Genomic DNA, 19,839 nt, shown 5'->3' with positions numbered 1-19,839 from the left:
GATATCACACGCTGTCCTGGCCTGCAGGTAGTAATTCAGGTGACCGTAAATGAATGATTTGCAGCTCGACGACTTCAAGACCGACGAAAACGCCGCCATGGTGCTGCTCGTCGACGACCAGGCGATGATCGGCGAGGCCGTACGCCGGGGCCTGGCCCATGAAGACAATATCGACTTCCACTTTTGCGCCGACCCGCACCAGGCCATTGCCCAGGCGATCCGTATCAAGCCGACGGTGATCCTGCAGGACCTGGTGATGCCGGGTCTCGATGGCCTGACCCTGGTGCGCGAATACCGTAATCACCCGGCGACGCAGAACATCCCGATCATCGTGCTTTCCACCAAGGAAGACCCGCTGATCAAGAGCGCGGCGTTTGCTGCCGGGGCCAACGATTACCTGGTCAAGCTGCCCGATAACATCGAACTGGTGGCGCGCATCCGCTATCACTCGCGCTCCTACATGACCCTGTTGCAACGGGACGCGGCCTACCGGGCGCTGCGGGTCAGCCAACAGCAGTTGCTGGACACCAACCTGGTGCTGCAACGGCTGATGAACTCCGACGGCCTGACCGGGCTGTCCAATCGCCGGCATTTCGACGAATACCTGGAACTGGAATGGCGCCGCGCCATGCGTGACCAGACCCAACTGTCGCTGCTGATGATCGACGTGGACTTCTTCAAGACCTACAACGACAGTTTCGGCCACCTGGAAGGCGACGAGGCGTTGCGCAAGGTGGCGGCGACCATTCGTGATGCCAGCAGCCGTCCTTCGGATTTGCCGGCGCGTTATGGCGGTGAAGAGTTTGCCCTGGTGCTGCCCAATACCTCGCCGGGTGGGGCACGGCTGGTGGCCGAGAAGCTGCGCCAGGCGGTGGCGAGCCTGAAAATCCCGCACATTGCCCCGGCAGAAGGGGCGAGCCTGACCATCAGTATCGGCTTGGCGACCATGACCCCGGTGCAGGGCACCGATTGCCGGCAATTGATCTCGGCGGCGGACAAGGGCCTGTACCTGGCCAAGCACAATGGGCGCAATCAGGTGGGGATCGAGTAGGGAATACGGTCTGCGGGATGTCGCAGACCTAATGTGGGAGCGGGCTTGCTCGCGAATGCGGTGTGTCAGTCAATGCATCTGGCGACTGAACCACCGCATTCGCGAGCAAGCCCGCTCCCACATTTGATCTTCATCGCTGTCTGGATGGTGCATATCCCCGCCTTTTCGGCCAAGCGGACTGCCGTTATCAGCCGTTTGTCGTTATACTCGTCGGCTTTCAAAAGTTCGCCAACGAGTGCTGCCCGCCATGGAAATCAACCCGATCCTTAACACCATCAAGGACCTGTCCGAGCGCTCCGAAACTATTCGGGGGTATCTTTGACTACGATCAAAAGCATGAGCGTCTGACCGAAGTCAATCGCGAGCTTGAAGATCCGGCTGTCTGGAACAAACCTGAATATGCCCAGGAACTGGGCCGCGAGCGCGCTGCGCTGGCGCAGATCGTCGACACCCTCGACGAATTGAACACCGGTCTGGGCGATTGCCGCGACCTGCTGGACATGGCCGTCGAAGAAAACGACGAAGGCGCAGTGGGCGATGTCGTCGCCGAGCTGGCCCGTCTCGAGGAAAACCTCGCCAAACTCGAATTCCGCCGCATGTTCAGCCATGAAATGGACCCGAACAACGCCTACCTGGACATCCAGGCCGGTTCTGGCGGCACCGAAGCCCAGGACTGGGCCAACATCCTGTTGCGCATGTACCTGCGCTGGGCCGACAAACGCGGTTTCGACGCGACCATCATGGAACTGTCGGCCGGTGAAGTCGCCGGCATCAAGGGCGCGACCGTGCACATCAAGGGCGAATACGCCTTTGGCTGGCTGCGGACCGAGATCGGCGTACACCGCCTGGTGCGCAAGAGCCCGTTCGACTCCGGCAACCGTCGCCACACGTCGTTCTCCGCCGTTTTCGTCTCGCCAGAGATCGACGACAAGGTGGAAATCGAGATCAACCCGGCAGACCTGCGGATCGACACCTACCGTTCCTCCGGTGCCGGTGGCCAGCACGTAAACACCACCGACTCGGCCGTACGTATTACCCACGTACCGACCAATACCGTGGTGAGCTGCCAGAACGAACGTTCCCAGCACGCGAACAAGGACACCGCCATGAAAATGCTGCGGGCCAAGTTGTACGAGCAGGAAATGCAGAAACGCAACGCCGCGTCCCAGGCGCTGGAAGACACCAAGTCGGATATCGGCTGGGGTCACCAGATCCGCTCGTATGTGCTCGACGCGTCGCGGATCAAGGACCTGCGTACCAACATTGAACGCAGCGACTGCGACAAGGTGCTCGACGGTGATATCGACGAATACCTGGAAGCCAGCCTGAAATCTGGCCTGTAACTCCTTTGTAGGAGCCGGCTTGCCGGCGATCCCCGGCCGCAGGCCGGGGACAACGAACCTGATGGAAAATTTAAAGACATGAGCGACCAACAACTCGACCCGCAAGCCCTGCAACAGGAAGAAAACTCCCTGATCGCCCTGCGCAAGGAAAAGCTTGCTGCCGAGCGCGCCAAGGGCAATGCCTTCCCGAACGACTTCCGCCGCGAAAACTACTGCGATGCCTTGCAGAAACAGTACGCGGACAAGACCAAGGAAGAGCTGGCAGAGGCTGCAATCCCGGTCAAGGTTGCCGGTCGCATCATGCTCAACCGTGGCTCGTTCATGGTGATCCAGGACATGACCGGTCGCATCCAGGTCTACGTCAACCGTAAAACCCTGTCCGAAGAAACCCTGGCCTCGGTGAAAACCTGGGACATGGGCGACATCATTGCCGCCGAAGGCACCCTGGCGCGTTCCGGCAAGGGTGACCTGTACGTTGAAATGACCAGCGTGCGCCTGCTGACCAAATCCCTGCGCCCGCTGCCGGACAAGCACCACGGCCTGACCGACACCGAGCAGCGCTATCGCCAGCGCTACGTTGACCTGATCGTCAACGAAGAAGTGCGCCAGACCTTCCGCGTGCGTTCGCAGGTTATTGCGCACATCCGCAGCTTCCTGATGAAGCGCGACTTCCTCGAAGTTGAAACGCCGATGCTGCAAACCATCCCGGGTGGTGCCGCAGCCAAGCCGTTCGAAACCCACCACAACGCGCTGGACATGGAAATGTTCCTGCGTATTGCGCCTGAGCTGTACCTCAAGCGGCTTGTTGTTGGCGGCTTCGAAAAAGTGTTCGAGATCAACCGCAACTTCCGTAACGAAGGCGTTTCGACTCGTCACAACCCTGAATTCACCATGTTGGAGTTCTACCAGGCCTACGCCGACTACGAAGACAACATGGACCTGACCGAGGAACTGTTCCGCGAACTGGCGCAACTGGTCCTGGGCACCACCGACGTGCCGTACGGCGACAAGGTGTTCCACTTCGGCGAGCCGTTCGTGCGCCTGTCGGTGTTCGATTCGATCCTCAAGTACAACCCTGAGCTGACCGCCGATGACCTGAACGACATCGACAAGGCCCGCGCCATCGCCAAGAAAGCCGGCGCCAAGGTGCTGGGCTTCGAAGGCCTGGGCAAATTGCAGGTGATGATTTTCGAAGAGCTGGTGGAGCACAAGCTGGAGCAGCCGCACTTCATTACCCAGTACCCGTTCGAAGTGTCGCCGCTGGCCCGTCGCAACGATGACAACCCGAACGTCACCGACCGTTTCGAGCTGTTCATCGGCGGCCGTGAAATCGCCAACGCCTACTCCGAGCTGAACGATGCCGAAGACCAGGCCGAGCGCTTCATGGCCCAGGTGGCCGACAAGGACGCTGGCGACGACGAGGCGATGCACTACGACGCCGACTTCGTACGCGCCCTGGAATACGGCATGCCGCCTACCGCCGGTGAAGGTATCGGCATCGACCGGTTGGTGATGTTGTTGACCAACTCGCCGTCGATCCGTGACGTGATCTTGTTCCCGCACATGCGGCCACAAGCGTAACCGTAGCGAAATCCGAAGCCGCCTTTTATAAGGCGGCTTTTTTATGTGGCGTTTATAAGCGTCAAGTAAACAGCGCCAGGTGATCGTTCCCACGCTCTGCGTGGGAACGCAGCCCGTGACGCTCCGCGTCACACTGTGGAGGAAGATCCGTCGTGAACCGCGTAATGGCTCAAAAGGGTGCCGCCGGCATTGCCGCTGCCGTGGCTGAAAGTGTTCAGTACCAGGGCCGCAAGGCCAGTCGCCGGGGCAGTGAGCAGCGCAGGCAGGACATTCTCGATGCAGCGATGCGCATCGTGGTACGCGAAGGCGTGCGTGCCGTGCGTCACCGTGCGGTGGCGGCGGAAGCCGGTGTGCCGTTGTCGGCCACCACCTATTACTTCAAGGACATCGACGACCTGCTCACCGACACCTTCGCCCAATATGTGGAGCGCAGCGCCGCGTTCATGGGCAAGTTGTGGGTGCGTAATGAAGGCCTGCTGCGCGAGATGGTGGCTTATGGCGACGGCAGCCCGCAGTCGCGCTCGCAACTGGCCGATGACATCGCGCGCCTGACCGCCGATTACGTGCAACGCCAATTGCTCAACCGCCGTGAGCACCTGATGGCCGAGCAGGCGTTTCGCCAGGAAGCGCTGCTGAACCCGCGCCTGGCCGAGCTGGTGCGTTCCCACCAGCAAATCCTGCTGCAGGGCACTTGCCAGTTTTTCCAGGTATTGGGTTCCCGCGAGCCGCAACAGGATGCCAAAGTGTTGACGGCGATTATCGGTCGGATGGAATATCAGGGCCTGCTGGGCGGCGCAGAGCCTCTGACCAGCGAAGAAATGCTTGAGATCCTCAAGCGTTACATGCATTTGGTGTTGGCTTCGGTCTGACACAGGGGATTGTCCAATGAAAGCCTGGCGCGTCGTCGTGATCGCCTTGTCGTTCCTGTTGCTCAGCGGTTGCCTGGTGACCTTCAAGGACCCGTTGCCCGCCAGCGAGGCGGCGCCTGATGGTCTGCTTGGCAAATGGGCCAGCAAAAATGCCTGGGGTGAGCCGCTCAACCTGCAAATCAGCCGCGTCGGTAAGCACCGCTACAAAGCCGTGAGCTACCCTAAGGCCAAGCCGGGCCAGCGGGATGAATACCTGTTCACGGTTTCCCGGCATGGCAGCCGCTGGTATCTGTCGGCGCCATTGCCGGCCAGGTTCGGCGGGCATTACATCCTCGCCGGGTTCGAATTGAATGATGAGCACGAGCTGGTGGTCTACAACCTCGACCTGGATCAGGTCCACCAGGCGGTCGGCCAGAAGGTCCTGAGTGGCAGCACCGTCGAAACCGTCGAGGGTGCCGGTGTGTTGATCGACAGTTCCATGGCCCGGGTATTTGCGTACCTGGATGATCCGGCCAATGCCGATGTGTTCGTCGAAGCCGTGCGCTACCAGCGTGCAGGCAAATAACGTTTAAAGAGGAAGTACCGGGTGGACGATTACCAGCAGACGATACGCGCCTTGTCCGATCGCATTGTGCTGGCGCAAACACCGATTCGCGTCCTCGACGCCGTGAAGTGGGACGAGAATATTCGCCAGGGATTCCTCAAGGCCAAGGGCAAGGAAATGCCGGCGGTGGACCGCGACTACTACCTGACCCGGCCGCTGTCGTTCGATTCCAGCGCGGTGAAGCTGGAGTTCCAGAACATCGAGCGTGACATCACCCGCCAGCTTGGCCAGTTCAACCCGGTCGGGCAGATCATGCGGCGCATGTGCAAGGAATACCGCATGGTGGTGCGCATGCTCGAAGCGCGGGGCACCGAGGATTTCGGCCTGATCTCCCAGGAGCTGTACGGCGCCGCTTCCGATGCGTTCCATGCCGGTGACCCGACCCTGGCCGACCTCGGCCTGATGATGTCGGACTACCTGAACAATATCGATGGCCGTGGCGACCTCAAGGACGAAGCCAAGACCCTGACCGCCAAGGACGCCGTCAACCTGCTGCAGAGCCGCCTGAACAAGGTATTCGGCGAGGCCGAGGAAACCATCCGGGTGTTCGAGTCCGACGGTATCGTGGCGGATGCGGCGGCAGGTGCCGACTACATCAAGATCCGCGCCGACGCGATGTTCAACGACCGCGACGTGCGCGCCCTGGAGGTCCATGAAGGCCTGGTGCACGTGGGCACCACCCTCAATGGGCAAAACCAGCCGATCTGCACCTTCCTGTCCAAGGGCCCGCCCTCGTCGACCGTGACCCAGGAAGGCCTGGCGATCCTGATGGAAATCATCACCTTCGCCTCCTACCCCAGCCGCCTGCGCAAGCTGACCAACCGCACTCGCGCCATTCATATGGTGGAGCAGGGAGCCGACTTCCTGCAGGTGTTCGAGTTCTTCCGTGAGCAGGGCTTTGAGATGGCGGAAAGCTACGGCAATGCGAGCCGGGTTTTCCGTGGGTCGACGCCTACGGGTCTGCCGTTTACCAAGGATTTGTCCTACCTCAAGGGCTTTATCATGGTTTACAACTACATTCAGTTGGCCGTGCGCAAAGGCAAGCTGGAGCAAGTGCCGTTGTTGTTCTGCGGCAAGACCACCCTGGAAGACATGCGTACCCTGCGCCAACTGGTGGACGAAGGCCTGGTGGTGCCACCCAAATACCTGCCGGATCAGTTCCGCGACATGAATGCGTTGGCGGCGTGGATGTGTTTCTCCAACTTCCTCAACCATTTGAGCCTGGACCGGATCGAGGCGGATTACTCCAATATCCTTTAACGATATCTCTGAAGGAACTCAGTCAAAATGTGGGAGCGGGCTTGCTCGCGAATGCGGTGTATCAGCAACAGATGTGGTTACTGAATCACCGCATTCGCGAGCAAGCCCGCTCCACCTTTGATCTCCATAGGTCTTCAGGATCGTTCCCAACCCATTCACGAGGCTTCAACGGATGAGAATCCTCGGCATTCTTTGCCTGCTACTGACCCTTAACGGCTGCAGCTCCTTATTGTTCTATCCGGAGCGCGGCATGCCGTTCACCCCGGAAAAGGCTCGCCTGCAATACCGTGACGTCACATTGACCACCGCCGATGGCCTGAAGCTCCACGCCTGGTGGCTGCCGGCCAAGGCCGGCGTGCCGCTCAAGGGCACGGTGCTGCACCTGCACGGCAATGGCGGCAATCTCGCCTGGCACCTCGGCGGCAGCTGGTGGCTGCCGGAGCAGGGCTATCAAGTGCTGTTGGTGGACTATCGCGGCTACGGGCTGTCCGAAGGCGAACCTTCGCTGCCGGCGGTTTACCAGGACATCGACGCCGCTTTCAAGTGGATCGACAACGCCCCCGAAACCCAGGGCCAGCCACTGATCGTGCTGGGCCAAAGCCTGGGCGGCGCGCTAGTGGTGCACTACCTGGCGGAACATCCCGAACGTCAGCCGCAGCTCAAGGCGCTGGTACTGGACGGTGTGCCGGCCAGTTATCGTGACGTAGGACAATTCGCCCTCAGCACCTCCTGGCTAACATGGCCGTTCCAGGTGCCGTTGTCGTGGCTGGTGCCGGACGGCGACAGTGCGATCAACGCCATGCCCCGGCTGACCGGCGTGCCGAAATTGTTATTCCATAGCCTGGATGACCCGATCGTGCCGCTCTCCAACGGCATTCGCCTGTATCAGGCTGCGCCGCCACCGCGGGTGCTGCAACTGACCCGGGGTGGCCACGTGCAAACCTTTGCCGACAAGACCTGGCAAACCGTGATGCTGCGCTACCTGGACGACCCCCAGCATTTCAACGGGCTGCGCCGCCTGGGGGAAATCCCCAATTACCCGGCGGCCCCGAATTCCAACGCAGAGAACCCGCAATGAGCGAAGAACGCAACATGATCCCCCTGATCCTCACCGGCATCGGCACCATCATCGGTACCGTTGGCTGCCTGTGGTACTACGGCTATTTGCACTTCGCCAAGCCCGAGGATGCGTTGCTGCTCAGCGACTTCACCATGCTCAAGACCGTGCCGGGCGAGGATTACAAAATCTCCCTGACCCCGGCCGCCCAGGTGGCGCAATGCGTTGATGGCGTACTGGTGCTGTTTGATACCGAACAGAAAGGGCTGACCGGCGTACTGGTCAACAGCAAGAAGCAGGCAGTGCGTTGCATGGGGCAGGAAACGCCGCAATTGGAGCAGTAGCGCGAGTCAAGTGGGAAAGGTCTGGAACCATTTTAAGTGGATTGCCACAGATTCCGTACTGGCCAGCAGCGCTGGATCGGTTATCTCGGATACTTAATTTGGAGTCACTTGAATGGACATTCCTCGCGTAAACAACTCGTCTTCCCCATTCACTGCCGGTGCGGGGGGAGGTGATTCGCGACTTCAGCAATTGGAACAAGATATTCAGAAGTTGAAGAACCAGATCGCCCAAGGAGGCGGTGGTGCACAGGGCGCGCAGGGCGAAGAAAGCCTTGAGGAAAGGCTCAAGAGGCTCGAGGCGGAGCTGGCCCAACTCAAAGGGCAGGCGGCTCCGGAGCAGGATAACTCGGCGCCAGTAAGCTACTGACCCGATGCTCTTGAAGCGCACTGGGACCTCTTGATTCCTGGCCTGCAAATAAAAGAATCCCGCCATTTGGCGGGATTTTTCATGCGGCCTCAAACGATCATTCAGCGACGGAGCGGGCGGCGTGGTGTGCGGGCTGGGCCCTCCGGTGCAGTCGTAGTTGATGATGGAAATATCTGGAACCGTATTGCGTAACGCACCACAGAAGCGATGTGATTTACACGAGTCGGGGCGAGAAGGTGGCGATAGATATTGCTGCAATAAGCAACATGGTGAACATGCTCAGGGGGCACGAGAAGCTGGAAATGCTCGACGCCGAGGATCATAAGCTCAAGCACTTGCTCGACAAGCTGTCGGAACATGGCTACGGCGGGAAGATAGAGCTACCAGCCGAGGATCCCAACCGACCTGTCCGGTTCGACGACCCGAAAAAAAACCCACAGTAACGTGGGTTTTTTTTCCAGCATCAATCGATCAGTTGGCCATCGAAGAACGTGGCTTGACCGGCTGGTTGTCGTTGGAGATGGTCACTTCAACGCGGCGGTTCATGGCGCGGCCCGAAACGCTGCCGTTATCGGCAACCGGGTATTCCTTGCCATAGCCCTGGGTCACGATGCGCGAGATATCCACACCCTGGTTGGCCAGTGCGCGCTGTACGGAAGCGGCGCGGCGCTCGGACAGGCTCTGGTTGTACGAGTCGGAACCGGTGCTGTCGGTGTAGCCTTCGACGATCACTTTACGGTCCGGGTTATCGCGCAGGAACTGCGCCAGCTTGGTGATGTTCACCAGGCCGCTGGACTTGAGGTCCGACTTGTTGGTGGCGAACAGCACGTCACCAAAGGTCACCAGCGTGCCGCGATCAGTCTGCTTGGCGTTCAAGCTGTCTTGCAGTTGCTTGATCTGAGCGTCACGGGCCTGCAGCAGGGCGCGGGCACGTTCGTCACCGGCGTTTTTCAGCTTGGCTTCGGACTCACGCAGGACGATGGTGTCCTTGGCCACTTCAACGCGCTGGTTGGTCAGGTAGGCCAGTTGGTCGACCTTCTTCTGGTCTTCCTTGTCGCGGTAGGCCTTGTCAGCCTTGTCCAGCCAGTCGCTGGCGTCTTTGGTTTCCAGCGCCGCTACCTTGGTGGCTTGCGGGTTGGCTTGCAGGGCCGAGAAGTTGGTCCGAGCATTTTCCAGGTTCTGGTTCGGCGGGGTGGAGCAAGCCGCCAGAGCAACGCTCATCGCCAGCAGGGCAGGGATCATCAATTGTTTACGCATAGTCGTGTCGTCCTTTCAATTCGGTTTCGGGTGCAATGCAATCAGGGGCGGCGGCTTATTGTTGCGGCTGGATCACAGCCGGGCGCATGCCTTCCTGACGCAGCTCCTGAACAGCTTTCTGGGAATCCTTCACAGCCTGTTCGGCCTTGGCAGCCTGGGCTTTACGCTCTGCTACGCGAGCGTCCCACTCGGACTGTTCGGCCAGGCGACGGGCTTCGTCGTAGTTCTTGTCGTGCATGGCGATTTCAGCTTGCTTCAGTTTGTCCTGGGCAGACTTCATCTCCACGGCTGCGAACTCGGTACCGCCGGCGCTGACAGCGCTGTTCACCGCAGATTGGGTCACAGCGTATTGCTCGGTCGGCGGGTTGCCGGCGCAGCCAGCCAGTACGAAGCTGGTGCCGATTGCCAGCGCGGCCAATTTAAGCCCGCGCAGGTGGTTAAACGAGGTTTTGGCAGTGCTGGTCTTCATCGTCTTCAACTCCATTAGGTAACTCCTGAAAAACATCAAATCCATCTCCGGCTTGCAGTGTCTGCGGGGCCCGGCGGTTAGCTCAGGACGCCTATTCAAACGGCTGTTCCAAGTGATGGCTTACTGGCTGTGACCGGAGGCTTTTTTGAATAGTTCAGCGAAGATGGCGATTTGCCTAAAAAAATATTTGACTGAACGGTCAGCGTTTAAAAGTTGGAACTTTTGCATGGCGCAGCGGTATCCAGGGCCTGTGGGAGGCCCTGAATACGGGAGGTTAAGGGTTTTGAGGCGCAGGTTTACTAGTGTTTCTGCTTGTCGGACTGAGCTGACAAATCGTGCAGGTAACGCCGTGACAGGCTGAGAAAACGTGGGGTTGGGCCGACATCCTCATACAGCGGATCGCCTTCCTCATCGGTGGCAATCACCTGCTTGCCCTTGATGTAGGGAAAGCTCGCTTCCAGCTCTTCGAGGGCTGCGCCAATCAACTCGCCGAGCAGTTCTTCGGTATGGCGTTTGGGGTACATCTCGGAGATCGCCGCCAGCCTGGCGGCGGCTTCCACGTCCAGATGGATGGCGTATTCGGTTTTGGTCAGGCGACCCTTGGCGTTTTCTTCCCAATGCTGGGCCAGTTCTCGGATTTTCATGGCAACCTCAATGGAGCCCACGGTACGCGGGCGATGATGAGTGACCAGCCGGCCAGCGCGGATAACGCTGCGGCTTACTGTTGAGACTAGCTGCAACTCACAAGGTTTAAAGTTCCTTGTAAGACGTCGCCGTGGGCGGCACTCTTGAAGATCAAAGCGTCCCGGATTTTCTGCTGGAGATTGGCTGATGAGCGATATCGATGCACGTTTGCGTGAGGATGTTCACCTGCTGGGTGAACTGTTGGGCAACACGATTCGAGAACAGTACGGCGATGAATTCCTCGACAAGATCGAGCAGATCCGTAAAGGCGCCAAGGCCGACCGCCGTGGCGCAGCCTCGGAGCAGGTCGCCGGCGAAGAGCTGAGTGCCAGCCTCAATCAACTCAAGGAAGACGAACTGCTGCCGGTGGCGCGGGCCTTCAACCAGTTTCTCAACCTGGCCAATATCGCCGAACAGTATCAGTTGATCCACCGCCGTGATGAATCAACCCCGGCGCCGTTCGAGTCGCGGGTGCTGCCGGAACTGCTGGCGCGCCTGCAGAGTGAAGGCCACAGCAGCGAATCCCTGGCGCGCCAGTTGGGTCGGTTGGAAATCGAACTGGTGCTCACCGCTCACCCCACCGAAGTCGCCCGCCGCACCCTGATCCAGAAATACGACGCCATCGCCGCACAACTGGCCCTGCAGGATCACCGCGACCTCACCACCGCCGAGCGCGAGCAGATCCGCAATCGCCTGCAACGCCTGATCGCCGAAGCTTGGCACACCGAAGAAATCCGCCGCACCCGGCCCACGCCGGTAGACGAAGCCAAGTGGGGCTTTGCGGTGATCGAGCATTCGTTGTGGCACGCCATCCCGAATTATTTGCGCAAGGCCGATCACGCCTTGCACGCGGCTACCGGCCTGCGCCTGCCTCTGGAGGCCGCGCCGATTCGCTTTGCTTCCTGGATGGGCGGCGACCGCGACGGCAACCCCAACGTCACCGCCCCGGTCACCCGCGAAGTGTTGCTGCTCGCGCGCTGGATGGCCGCTGACCTGTACCTGCGCGATATCGATCACCTGGCCTCCGAGCTGTCGATGCAACAAGCCAGCCCGGCATTGCAGGCCAAGGTGGGTGACAGCGTCGAACCTTACCGGGCATTGCTCAAGCAATTGCGTGAGCGGCTGCGCGCCACACGCCAATGGGCCCACACCTCGTTGACCAGCACCACGCCGGCGCCCGCCGATGTGCTGCAAAACAACCGCGACCTGCTCGAGCCTTTGCAATTGTGCTACGAGTCGCTGCACACCTGCGGCATGGGTGTGATTGCCGACGGCCCGCTGCTGGACTGCCTGCGTCGGGCTGTGACGTTTGGCTTGTTCCTGGTGCGCCTCGACGTGCGCCAGGACTCCACCCGCCACTGCGCGGCCATGACCGAAATCACCGACTACCTGGGCCTTGGCCGGTACGAGGATTGGGACGAAGAGGCGCGCATCAGCTTCCTGATGAAGGAACTGGTCAACCGTCGCCCCTTGTTGCCGGGTTACTTCAAACCCTCGGCAGACACCGCCGAAGTGCTGAACACCTGCAAGGAAATCGCCGCCGCACCGGCTGCATCCCTGGGTTCCTACGTCATCTCCATGGCCGGCGCCGCGTCGGATGTATTGGCCGTGCAACTGCTGCTCAAGGAGTCCGGCGTACAACGGCCGATGCGGGTAGTGCCGTTGTTCGAGACCCTGGCTGACCTGGACAACGCAGGCCCGGTGATCGAAAAACTGCTGCTGTTGCCGGGTTATCGCGCCCGTCTGCAAGGCCCGCAGGAAGTCATGATCGGCTACTCGGATTCTGCCAAGGACGCGGGCACTACCGCCGCCGCCTGGGCGCAATACCGGGCCCAGGAACAGTTGGTGGAAATCTGCCGCGAACAACAAGTCGAACTGCTGCTGTTCCACGGTCGCGGCGGCACCGTTGGCCGTGGCGGCGGCCCGGCTCACGCGGCGATTCTGTCGCAGCCACCGGGTTCGGTCGCGGGGCGTTTCCGCACTACCGAACAAGGCGAGATGATCCGCTTCAAGTTCGGCCTGCCGGACATCGCCGAGCAAAACCTCAACCTGTACCTGGCGGCGGTGCTGGAGGCGACCTTGCTGCCACCGCCACCACCGGAACCGGCCTGGCGTCACTTGATGGACGAATTGGCCGCCGACGGTGTCAGTGCTTACCGCGCCGTGGTGCGGGAAAATCCGCAATTCGTCGAGTATTTCCGCCAGTCCACGCCGGAGCAGGAGTTGGGTCGCTTGCCCCTGGGCAGTCGTCCGGCCAAGCGCCGGGCTGGTGGCATTGAAAGCCTGCGGGCGATCCCGTGGATCTTCGGCTGGACCCAGACACGCCTGATGCTGCCCGCCTGGCTCGGCTGGGAAGCGGCGTTGAACAATGCCCTGGAGCGTGGCGAAGGCGAGTTGCTGGGGCAGATGCGCGAGCAGTGGCCGTTCTTTCGTACCCGCATCGATATGCTGGAAATGGTGCTGGCCAAGGCCGACGCCGACATCGCCCGGCTGTATGACGAGCGATTGGTGCAGCCCGATCTGCTGCCATTGGGTGCGCACTTACGCGACCTATTGTCGCAGGCGTGCAGTGTGGTGCTTGGCCTGACTGGCCAGTCTCAGCTGCTGGCCCACAGCCCCGATACGCTGGAGTTCATCCGCCTGCGCAACACCTACCTGGACCCGTTGCACCTGCTGCAGGCCGAATTGCTGGCCCGATCGCGGCAACAGGAATCGGCACAGGACAGCCCTCTGGAACAGGCGCTGCTGGTGTCTGTGGCCGGTATTGCCGCTGGTTTGCGCAACACCGGCTGACATTTATGGCGTGTTCTCAATAGCTTGCAGATACCCCGCGCCGGTCGCCGTAAAATTGGCGACCGGCGTTTTGCTGTCAGGGTTGTACCTGCCTATAAAGCCAGCGCGGCGCGGGTTTCTCCTACTTTCGGCGGCTTGTGTGGTTTGGGCCTGCTGTGTATCTTGATCAGCCTTTGGCCGTTTGTGCGGCCTGGACCCAAAATTTCCGAGATTGGCCCCACGCGGCGAATCCGAGCGTCATCTCTATAAAAAATTGAGGAGCACATCGATGCGCGTCATTCTGCTGGGAGCTCCCGGGGCCGGTAAAGGTACTCAGGCAAAGTTCATCACTGAAAAATTCGGCATTCCACAAATCTCCACCGGCGACATGCTGCGCGCAGCCGTCAAGGCTGGCACCGAGCTGGGCCTGATCGCCAAGAGCGTGATGGACAGCGGAGGCCTGGTCTCCGATGACCTGATCATCAACCTGGTCAAGGAACGCATCAGCCAGGACGACTGCAAGAACGGTTTCCTGTTCGATGGCTTCCCGCGCACCATTCCCCAGGCTGAAGCCCTGGTGAAGGCCGGCGTCGAGCTGGACAACGTGGTGGAAATCGCCGTTGAAGACGAAGAGATCGTGCAGCGTATTGCCGGTCGTCGTGTTCACGAGGCCTCGGGCCGCGTCTACCACATCGTCTACAACCCGCCGAAAGTCGCGGGCAAGGACGATGTTACCGGCGAAGATCTGGTGCAGCGTAAGGACGACACCGAAGAGACCGTGCGTCATCGCCTGTCGGTCTACCATTCCCAGACCAAGCCGCTGGTGGACTTCTACCAGAAACTCTCGGCCGCCCAGGGCAAGCCGAAGTACAGCCACATCGAAGGTGTGGGTTCGGTTGAAGCCATCACTGGCAAAGTACTGGAAGCGCTGATCTGATCGTTCATCCGCTTGATTGACAACGGCCCGCTTGCGGGCCGTTGTTGTTTATACTGACGCACTTTTTTTCAACGTGGATGCATACACCGATGAGCACCTTGCTGGCCCTGGACACCGCGACTGAAGCTTGCTCCGTTGCCCTGCTGCACGATGGCAAGGTTACGAGCCACTACGAGGTGATCCCGCGCCTGCACGCGCAGAAGCTGTTGCCGATGATCAAGCAATTGCTGCTGGACGCGGGCACCACCTTGTCGGCAGTGGACGCCATCGCATTCGGGCGCGGCCCGGGCGCGTTCACCGGCGTGCGCATCGCTATCGGTGTGGTCCAGGGGTTGGCGTTTGCGCTGGAGCGTCCGGTGTTGCCGGTGTCCAACCTGGCGGTGCTGGCGCAGCGGGCATTTCGCGAACACGGCGCCAACCAGGTCGCGGCGGCCATCGATGCGCGCATGGACGAAGTGTATTGGGGCTGCTACCGCGAAACAGCTGGCGAGATGCGCCTGATCGGCGCTGAAGCCGTGCTGCCACCTGAAGCGGCGGCCTTGCCGGGCGATGCCAGCGGCGACTGGTTCGGTGCCGGCACCGGCTGGGGCTACGGCGAGCGCATTGGCGTGACGCTTGCCGGCCAGGATGCCGGGATGCTGCCCCACGCCGAAGACCTGCTGGCCCTGGCACGCTTTGCCTGGGAGCGAGGCGAGGCGATTCCGGCGGACCAGGCGGCGCCCGTGTACCTGCGGGATAAAGTGGCGCAGACCAAGGCTGAACGCGGGATTATTTGACGTCAAAAGTGCGGGCAATTTCAGACAAAAATAGCCAATCGTCAGAATTTGCCCGCGCTTTTAAACCTTTTACCAATTATGTGTTCTAGTTATCACCAGAGCATTTGCGCGCCATGGAAAGCGCCACTAAAATGCCATCACCGATACCGAGTTCGCATGTATGCGCATAGACGGCTTTTCATCACAGTCCTACCCCCTCAAGCGTAAGCCTCGCAAGGCGAACGTGACGGTAGACGACTCCGTCGAAGACTCGCCCGATTTTGTTGAAATCCAGTCTGACAACACTGCTGTTTCAACCCGTTCCCAGGGTTCCGGCGGTGCACGCACCAGCGGCGTTCCTGCCCGCCAGCAAGACATGATCTTCCCGCGCTCCATGAGCAAAAACGTCGCCAATGCCCTGGCCAGCTACCTGACCACTGCCGGCTTTGTCGAATGGGATATGGAAGTGCTGGGCCTCGATATCCATATCTGATGCTGTTGCCTTACTACCTCGGTTGTCCGTCCTGGAGTGAAAACGCCTGGCGCGAATACCTGTATCCCGCCGACGCCCGCTCCAGCGATTACCTTGCCCTGTATTCCCAGGTCTTCAACGCCGTCGAGGGCAACACCACGTTCTACGCCCGTCCTTCCGTCGCTACCGTGCAGCGCTGGGCTGAAATCATGCCCGAGCATTTTCGCTTCACGGCCAAGTTTCCGGGGGATATCAGCCACAGCGGCAACCTGATCGAGCAGTTGCCGGCGGCGGAAAGTTTCCTGGGGTTGATGAGCCCGTTGGGCGAGCGTATTTCGCCGTTGTGGCTGCAGCTGCCGGCCAGTTTTACCCCGCAGCGCCTGGGTGAGTTGGCCGGGTTTATCGACGGGCTGGAGCGACCGTTGGCGGTGGAGGTGCGTCACTCGGAATTCTTCGCCAAGGGCGACGCCGAGCGCAGTCTCAACCGCTTGCTGCGCGACCGCGGAGTCGAGCGCATCTGCCTGGACCCGCGTGCGTTGTTCAGTTGCACCTCCACCTCGGCAGCCGTGCTGCATGCCCAATCGAAAAAGCCCAAGGTGCCGCCTCGCCCGGCGGCGCTGACGCAGTTTCCGCAAGTGCGCTTTATCGGCCATCCGGAGTTGGAAGCCAATGATCCGTTCCTGATGCCCTGGATTGAAAAGGTTGCCGGCTGGATCGAAGAGGGTCGCACGCCCTATGTCTTTCTCCACACCTCTGACAATCGCCTGGCCGCCCAACTGGCTTTGCGCTTTCACGAAAAGCTGATGGTGCGTTTGCCCGGCTTGCCGGCCTTACCGCAGATTCATCGAGAACCCGAAGCGGAGCAACTGGGGTTACTCTAAGGCTCCTTTTCCCGACAGGAGTCAGTCATGGATGCCCAAACCCTTCGCGCCGAAACCTTCAAGGCCCTGCATGAGCGTGACCGCGCGTTCGTGATGCCCAATCCATGGGATGCCGGCTCCGCAAAAATGCTCGCCAGCCTGGGGTTTGAAGCCCTGGCCACCACCAGCGCCGGCTTTGCCTTCAGCCTCGGCCGCCCGGATGCCGAAGGTGCGTTGTCCCTGGAAGACACCTTGGGCAATGCCGGGGCGATCGTCCAGGCGACCTCGCTGCCCGTCGCCGCCGACCTGGAAAACTGCTTCAGTGACACCCCTGAAGGCTGCGCCGAGACTATCCTGCGGGCGGCAGCGACTGGGATTGTCGGTGGCTCCATCGAAGACGCCACCGGAATTGCCGTCGACCCGATCTATCCCTTTGACCTTTCCGTGGAGCGCGTCGAAGCCGCAGTCGCCGCTGCCCGCAGTTTGCCATTCCCCTTCACCCTGACCGCCCGCGCGGAAAACCTCCTGCATGGCCGGCTGGATTTGCCCGACACCATTCGCCGCCTGCAGGCCTACGCCGAAGCTGGCGCCGACGTGCTCTATGCACCGGCCCTGCGCAGTGCCGAGGAAGTATTGGCGGTGGTGAAGGCGGTTGCACCCAAGCCCGTGAATATCTTGATGTCAGGCGCCCTGAAACTCAGCGTGGCGCAGTTGAGCGAGATGGGCGTCAAGCGCATCAGCGTCGGCTCGGCCATGGCCCTGGCGGCTTATGGCGAGTTCTTCAGGGCGGCCCAGGAGGTTCATGAGTCGGGCACGTTTACCTTCACTGAGCGCTCGATGCCGTTCAACCAGGCCAATCAACTGTTCAAGGGCTGAGGCGTGCGTTTCTTCAAGGTGCTGGGCGTGCTGCTGGTGTTGGCAGGTGGTGTGTTGGTTGGCGTGTGGCGGGGCTGGGTGCCGCTGCCCGATGAGTGGAACCCGTGGGCGCCGCTGGACGTGCGGGCAAGCCCGAACCTGCTGACCCGATTCAAGCTTGGGCGTTTGCAGGATGATCCTGCCCTATGTGACCAAGTGCTGAAGACCTCCGGGCTGCGGGTCGCCCATCAGGCGGACAGCCCTGCCGACGCGGCTTGCCCGCTGCGCAATACATTGCGGGTCCAAGGCGCTGATGTCGGCTTGAGCAGCAGCTTTCTCGCCAGTTGCCCGCTGGCCGTGGCGTTCGCCCTGTTCGAGCGCCATAGCCTGCAACCAGCGGCCCAGGCGGTGTTTGGCCAGGCAGTGACGCGGGTCGATCACCTGGGCAGCTTTGCCTGTCGCAATATCTACAACCGCGCCAACGGACGACTCAGCCAGCATGCGTCGGCCAATGCTGTGGATATCGCCGGGTTTCGCCTGGCGGACGGGCGCACCATCAGTGTGCTCAAGGATTGGCCGGGTGACGGCGAGCGTGCGCGCTTCCTGCGGCAAGTGCGCAACGGCGCCTGCAAGGATTTCAATGTGGTGTTGAGCCCGGATTACAACGCCGCCCACCGTAATCACTTTCATCTGGACATGGGTCGGTGGTGGGTGTGTCGCTGAGGGTCAGGCGGCCAGGCGCAGGTTGTGCAGGATCAGCGGACGCGCCCAGCGGCTGTCGAAATCCAGGGCTTTCTGTTGCTCAACCAGCTCTTCTGCCGGGAACGGTGGCGGTGGTGGTGGCAGCAGGTCCAGTTCGAATTCGGCGATCGGCAAATGCAGCGGGCGTGGTTGCGGCGCGGGACCCGGTTCGGGCAGCGGTTGGCCGGCGGCCAGGACGATCGGGCGCACCCAGGCGCTTTCGAAGTTTTGCTGCTTTTGCTGGGCGACCACTTCTTCCGCCGGGTACGGTGGCGGGGCCGGTGGCAGCAGTTCCAGTTCGAATTCGGCGATGGGCAGGAACAGCGGCTCGGGCGGGGCGATCTCGGTGTCTGTCACATCACAGGCGCGCTGGGTGACGATCTGCGACAGCAGGTCACTGCCTTCGCTGGGTTCTACCGCCGGGTCCACAGGTTTCGCCACCGACTTGGCGAGCGCGCCCGGCGTGTCGCCGAGCTGTTCGGCCAACGCCTGGGCGAAGAAGTCCTGCCACACATGACTGACGCCGGCCAGCGCTTGGGTATTGCGCAGGCCGAAGTGGTTGTGGGTCGGCAGTACACCGGTGAATAGCGAAGGAATGTCTGACATTTCTCTCGATCGTCGCTCAGCTCTGGCAAAATGCCTGATCCTTTTTTTTATCGGCCGCTTTTTGCCGATCCTTAATATTTTTGAGCGTAGTCACCGATGAGCGAACAACCAGCGGCCAGCCGCATTCGGGTCGAGGCCTTGGCCGAAGGTTTTCAGGCGCGTGCGCAGCACTGGGCCGAGCAGCTGGGGTTGCCTTTGCAACTGGATGAGGCGGACTTTGCCTTGCAGGTGGGGGAGCAGGGGCTGCAGTTGCAACAGCTGGGGCCTGAGGCGCCGGGGCCGGTGCGGGTGGATTTTGTGGAGGGTGGGGCGGCGCACCGGCGTCTGTATGGCGGCGGCAGCGGGCAAATGATTGCCAAGGCGGTGGGTGTGGCGCAGGGCGTGCGGCCCAGGGTGCTGGATGCTACCGCTGGGTTGGGAAAGGATGCATTTGTGTTGGCCAGCCTGGGTTGCGAGATGAGCCTGATTGAACGCCAGCCGTTGATTGGGGCGTTGCTGGAAGATGGCTTGGCGCGAGGTGCAGAGGATTTTGAGGTGGCGCCGATTGTGGCGCGGATGAGGTTGCTCAAGGGCAACTCCATTGAGGTGATGCGCGATTGGGAGGGGGAGCCGCCTCAGGTGATTTATCTGGATCCGATGTTTCCGCATCGGGAGAAGACGGCGTTGGTGAAGAAGGAGATGAGGTTGTTTCGGCCGCTGGTGGGGGATGATCCGGATGCGCCGGCGTTGTTGGCGGCGGCGTTGGCTTTGGCCAGTCATCGGGTGGTGGTCAAGCGGCCGCGTAAGGCGCCTTGTATTGAGGGGGTTAAGCCGAGTCATGCGTTGGATGGGAAGTCCAGTCGGTATGACATTTATCCTAAGAAGGCGCTGAAGTCCTGAGGGTTGAGTACATATCCGTTATTTAGGTAACGGCTGCTTATGGTTTCGCTCTTACAGCGACTCACTTTGGAAAAGC

The 19,839-nt window shown here is 60.8% G+C and carries 22 protein-coding genes; 18 read left to right on the top strand and 4 right to left on the bottom strand.

The window, feature by feature from the left end; translation table 11 throughout:
- Positions 1 to 49 precede the first annotated feature (49 nt).
- The 10 genes from HX815_RS30375 (at position 50) to HX815_RS30330 (ending at position 8,919) form a co-directional block, all read left to right on the top strand.
- Positions 50 to 1,051 carry a diguanylate cyclase gene (locus HX815_RS30375; RefSeq protein WP_003219248.1) on the top strand — a complete coding sequence of 334 codons (1,002 nt, stop codon included), beginning with the start codon at positions 50 to 52 and terminating at the stop codon, positions 1,049 to 1,051.
- A gap of 247 nt (positions 1,052 to 1,298) precedes the next feature.
- Positions 1,299 to 2,394, top strand: a protein-coding gene (gene prfB / locus HX815_RS30370; protein ID WP_096236834.1) for a peptide chain release factor 2 whose coding sequence is annotated in 2 segments (ribosomal slippage) — positions 1,299 to 1,370 and positions 1,372 to 2,394 — 1,095 coding nt in all. Because the reading frame shifts where the segments join, the coding sequence is not laid out codon by codon here.
- 78 nt (positions 2,395 to 2,472) lie between these two features.
- Positions 2,473 to 3,975, top strand: coding sequence for a lysine--tRNA ligase (gene lysS, locus HX815_RS30365; protein ID WP_003219243.1), 1,503 nt, complete (start codon positions 2,473 to 2,475; stop codon positions 3,973 to 3,975).
- Between the two features lie 152 nt (positions 3,976 to 4,127).
- Entirely contained in the window at positions 4,128 to 4,844 is a 717-nt protein-coding gene (locus HX815_RS30360) for a TetR/AcrR family transcriptional regulator (protein ID WP_023659125.1), read from the top strand.
- 16 nt (positions 4,845 to 4,860) lie between these two features.
- The gene (locus HX815_RS30355; RefSeq protein WP_003219239.1) at positions 4,861 to 5,409 is read left to right on the top strand and encodes a hypothetical protein; all 549 of its coding nucleotides are present in this window, start codon (positions 4,861 to 4,863) and stop codon (positions 5,407 to 5,409) included.
- A gap of 21 nt (positions 5,410 to 5,430) precedes the next feature.
- Positions 5,431 to 6,708, top strand: coding sequence for a flavohemoglobin expression-modulating QEGLA motif protein (locus HX815_RS30350; protein ID WP_003219237.1), 1,278 nt, complete (start codon positions 5,431 to 5,433; stop codon positions 6,706 to 6,708).
- Positions 6,709 to 6,880: 172 nt separating this feature from the next.
- Complete coding sequence (locus HX815_RS30345) at positions 6,881 to 7,786, top strand: alpha/beta hydrolase (RefSeq protein ID WP_032898691.1); 906 nt, start codon at positions 6,881 to 6,883, stop codon at positions 7,784 to 7,786.
- The gene (locus HX815_RS30340; RefSeq protein WP_003219233.1) at positions 7,783 to 8,109 is read left to right on the top strand and encodes a hypothetical protein; all 327 of its coding nucleotides are present in this window, start codon (positions 7,783 to 7,785) and stop codon (positions 8,107 to 8,109) included. Before HX815_RS30345 ends, HX815_RS30340 begins: the two co-directional genes overlap by 4 nt.
- 112 nt (positions 8,110 to 8,221) lie before the next feature.
- Entirely contained in the window at positions 8,222 to 8,476 is a 255-nt protein-coding gene (locus tag HX815_RS30335) for a FlxA-like family protein (RefSeq protein WP_177029433.1), read from the top strand.
- 209 nt (positions 8,477 to 8,685) lie between these two features.
- Complete coding sequence (locus tag HX815_RS30330) at positions 8,686 to 8,919, top strand: hypothetical protein (protein WP_008431103.1); 234 nt, start codon at positions 8,686 to 8,688, stop codon at positions 8,917 to 8,919.
- A 28-nt stretch (positions 8,920 to 8,947) separates the two neighbouring features.
- On the opposite strand, the gene HX815_RS30325 is transcribed toward HX815_RS30330, so the two are convergent.
- From HX815_RS30325 to HX815_RS30315, 3 genes are all read right to left on the bottom strand, one after another.
- Positions 8,948 to 9,733, bottom strand: coding sequence for an OmpA family protein (locus HX815_RS30325; protein WP_003219227.1), 786 nt, complete (start codon positions 9,731 to 9,733; stop codon positions 8,948 to 8,950).
- Between the two features lie 55 nt (positions 9,734 to 9,788).
- On the bottom strand, positions 9,789 to 10,217 hold the full coding sequence (locus HX815_RS30320; RefSeq protein ID WP_003219226.1) for a DUF4398 domain-containing protein: 429 nt from the start codon (positions 10,215 to 10,217) through the stop codon (positions 9,789 to 9,791).
- A 284-nt stretch (positions 10,218 to 10,501) separates the two neighbouring features.
- Positions 10,502 to 10,846: a hypothetical protein gene (locus HX815_RS30315; RefSeq protein ID WP_003219222.1), complete on the bottom strand. Its 345-nt coding sequence runs from the start codon at positions 10,844 to 10,846 to the stop codon at positions 10,502 to 10,504.
- Positions 10,847 to 11,033: 187 nt separating this feature from the next.
- Between HX815_RS30315 and ppc the strand changes: the two genes are divergently transcribed.
- From ppc to HX815_RS30280, 7 genes are all read left to right on the top strand, one after another.
- A complete protein-coding gene (ppc, locus tag HX815_RS30310; RefSeq protein ID WP_177029432.1) occupies positions 11,034 to 13,679 on the top strand; it encodes a phosphoenolpyruvate carboxylase in 2,646 nt (881 codons plus the stop codon).
- Positions 13,680 to 13,947: 268 nt separating this feature from the next.
- Positions 13,948 to 14,595, top strand: coding sequence for an adenylate kinase (adk, locus tag HX815_RS30305; protein ID WP_008431098.1), 648 nt, complete (start codon positions 13,948 to 13,950; stop codon positions 14,593 to 14,595).
- Between the two features lie 89 nt (positions 14,596 to 14,684).
- Positions 14,685 to 15,371, top strand: coding sequence for a tRNA (adenosine(37)-N6)-threonylcarbamoyltransferase complex dimerization subunit type 1 TsaB (gene tsaB / locus HX815_RS30300; protein ID WP_177029431.1), 687 nt, complete (start codon positions 14,685 to 14,687; stop codon positions 15,369 to 15,371).
- 160 nt (positions 15,372 to 15,531) lie between these two features.
- Positions 15,532 to 15,843, top strand: a complete 312-nt coding sequence (locus tag HX815_RS30295; protein WP_003219213.1) for a hypothetical protein — start codon at positions 15,532 to 15,534, stop codon at positions 15,841 to 15,843.
- Complete coding sequence (locus HX815_RS30290) at positions 15,843 to 16,703, top strand: DUF72 domain-containing protein (RefSeq protein WP_177029430.1); 861 nt, start codon at positions 15,843 to 15,845, stop codon at positions 16,701 to 16,703. The genes HX815_RS30295 and HX815_RS30290 overlap by 1 nt, the downstream gene beginning before the upstream one ends.
- A 27-nt stretch (positions 16,704 to 16,730) precedes the next feature.
- Positions 16,731 to 17,558 carry an oxaloacetate decarboxylase gene (locus HX815_RS30285; protein WP_177029429.1) on the top strand — a complete coding sequence of 276 codons (828 nt, stop codon included), beginning with the start codon at positions 16,731 to 16,733 and terminating at the stop codon, positions 17,556 to 17,558.
- A gap of 3 nt (positions 17,559 to 17,561) precedes the next feature.
- On the top strand, positions 17,562 to 18,260 hold the full coding sequence (locus HX815_RS30280) for an extensin family protein (protein ID WP_177029428.1): 699 nt from the start codon (positions 17,562 to 17,564) through the stop codon (positions 18,258 to 18,260).
- 3 nt (positions 18,261 to 18,263) lie between these two features.
- On the opposite strand, the gene HX815_RS30275 is transcribed toward HX815_RS30280, so the two are convergent.
- Positions 18,264 to 18,884, bottom strand: coding sequence for an energy transducer TonB (locus HX815_RS30275; RefSeq protein WP_102368219.1), 621 nt, complete (start codon positions 18,882 to 18,884; stop codon positions 18,264 to 18,266).
- A gap of 96 nt (positions 18,885 to 18,980) precedes the next feature.
- Here HX815_RS30275 and HX815_RS30270 point away from each other — a divergent pair, with 96 nt between their 5' ends.
- A complete protein-coding gene (locus HX815_RS30270; RefSeq protein ID WP_003219204.1) occupies positions 18,981 to 19,763 on the top strand; it encodes a class I SAM-dependent methyltransferase in 783 nt (260 codons plus the stop codon).
- Positions 19,764 to 19,839: the final 76 nt, after the last annotated feature.

The sequence above is a fragment of the Pseudomonas sp. E6002 genome, from assembly GCF_013385565.1.
Lineage (GTDB): Bacteria > Pseudomonadota > Gammaproteobacteria > Pseudomonadales > Pseudomonadaceae > Aquipseudomonas.
This window is presented reverse-complemented; position numbering and strand designations above follow the sequence as displayed.

Bases quoted from the DNA above. Each gene is read 5' to 3' on its own strand.
- HX815_RS30295 (WP_003219213.1), top strand. From the start codon at position 15,532: ATGCGCATAGACGGCTTTTCATCACAGTCCTACCCCCTCAAGCGTAAG.
- tsaB (WP_177029431.1), top strand. From the start codon at position 14,685: ATGAGCACCTTGCTGGCCCTGGACACCGCGACTGAAGCTTGCTCCGTT.
- HX815_RS30270 (WP_003219204.1), top strand. From the start codon at position 18,981: ATGAGCGAACAACCAGCGGCCAGCCGCATTCGGGTCGAGGCCTTGGCC.
- HX815_RS30320 (WP_003219226.1), bottom strand. From the start codon at position 10,217: ATGGAGTTGAAGACGATGAAGACCAGCACTGCCAAAACCTCGTTTAAC.
- HX815_RS30315 (WP_003219222.1), bottom strand. From the start codon at position 10,846: ATGAAAATCCGAGAACTGGCCCAGCATTGGGAAGAAAACGCCAAGGGT.
- adk (WP_008431098.1), top strand. From the start codon at position 13,948: ATGCGCGTCATTCTGCTGGGAGCTCCCGGGGCCGGTAAAGGTACTCAG.
- HX815_RS30340 (WP_003219233.1), top strand. From the start codon at position 7,783: ATGAGCGAAGAACGCAACATGATCCCCCTGATCCTCACCGGCATCGGC.
- HX815_RS30345 (WP_032898691.1), top strand. From the start codon at position 6,881: ATGAGAATCCTCGGCATTCTTTGCCTGCTACTGACCCTTAACGGCTGC.
- HX815_RS30275 (WP_102368219.1), bottom strand. From the start codon at position 18,884: ATGTCAGACATTCCTTCGCTATTCACCGGTGTACTGCCGACCCACAAC.
- HX815_RS30335 (WP_177029433.1), top strand. From the start codon at position 8,222: ATGGACATTCCTCGCGTAAACAACTCGTCTTCCCCATTCACTGCCGGT.
- HX815_RS30375 (WP_003219248.1), top strand. From the start codon at position 50: ATGAATGATTTGCAGCTCGACGACTTCAAGACCGACGAAAACGCCGCC.
- HX815_RS30290 (WP_177029430.1), top strand. From the start codon at position 15,843: ATGCTGTTGCCTTACTACCTCGGTTGTCCGTCCTGGAGTGAAAACGCC.
- lysS (WP_003219243.1), top strand. From the start codon at position 2,473: ATGAGCGACCAACAACTCGACCCGCAAGCCCTGCAACAGGAAGAAAAC.
- HX815_RS30355 (WP_003219239.1), top strand. From the start codon at position 4,861: ATGAAAGCCTGGCGCGTCGTCGTGATCGCCTTGTCGTTCCTGTTGCTC.
- ppc (WP_177029432.1), top strand. From the start codon at position 11,034: ATGAGCGATATCGATGCACGTTTGCGTGAGGATGTTCACCTGCTGGGT.
- HX815_RS30285 (WP_177029429.1), top strand. From the start codon at position 16,731: ATGGATGCCCAAACCCTTCGCGCCGAAACCTTCAAGGCCCTGCATGAG.
- HX815_RS30325 (WP_003219227.1), bottom strand. From the start codon at position 9,733: ATGCGTAAACAATTGATGATCCCTGCCCTGCTGGCGATGAGCGTTGCT.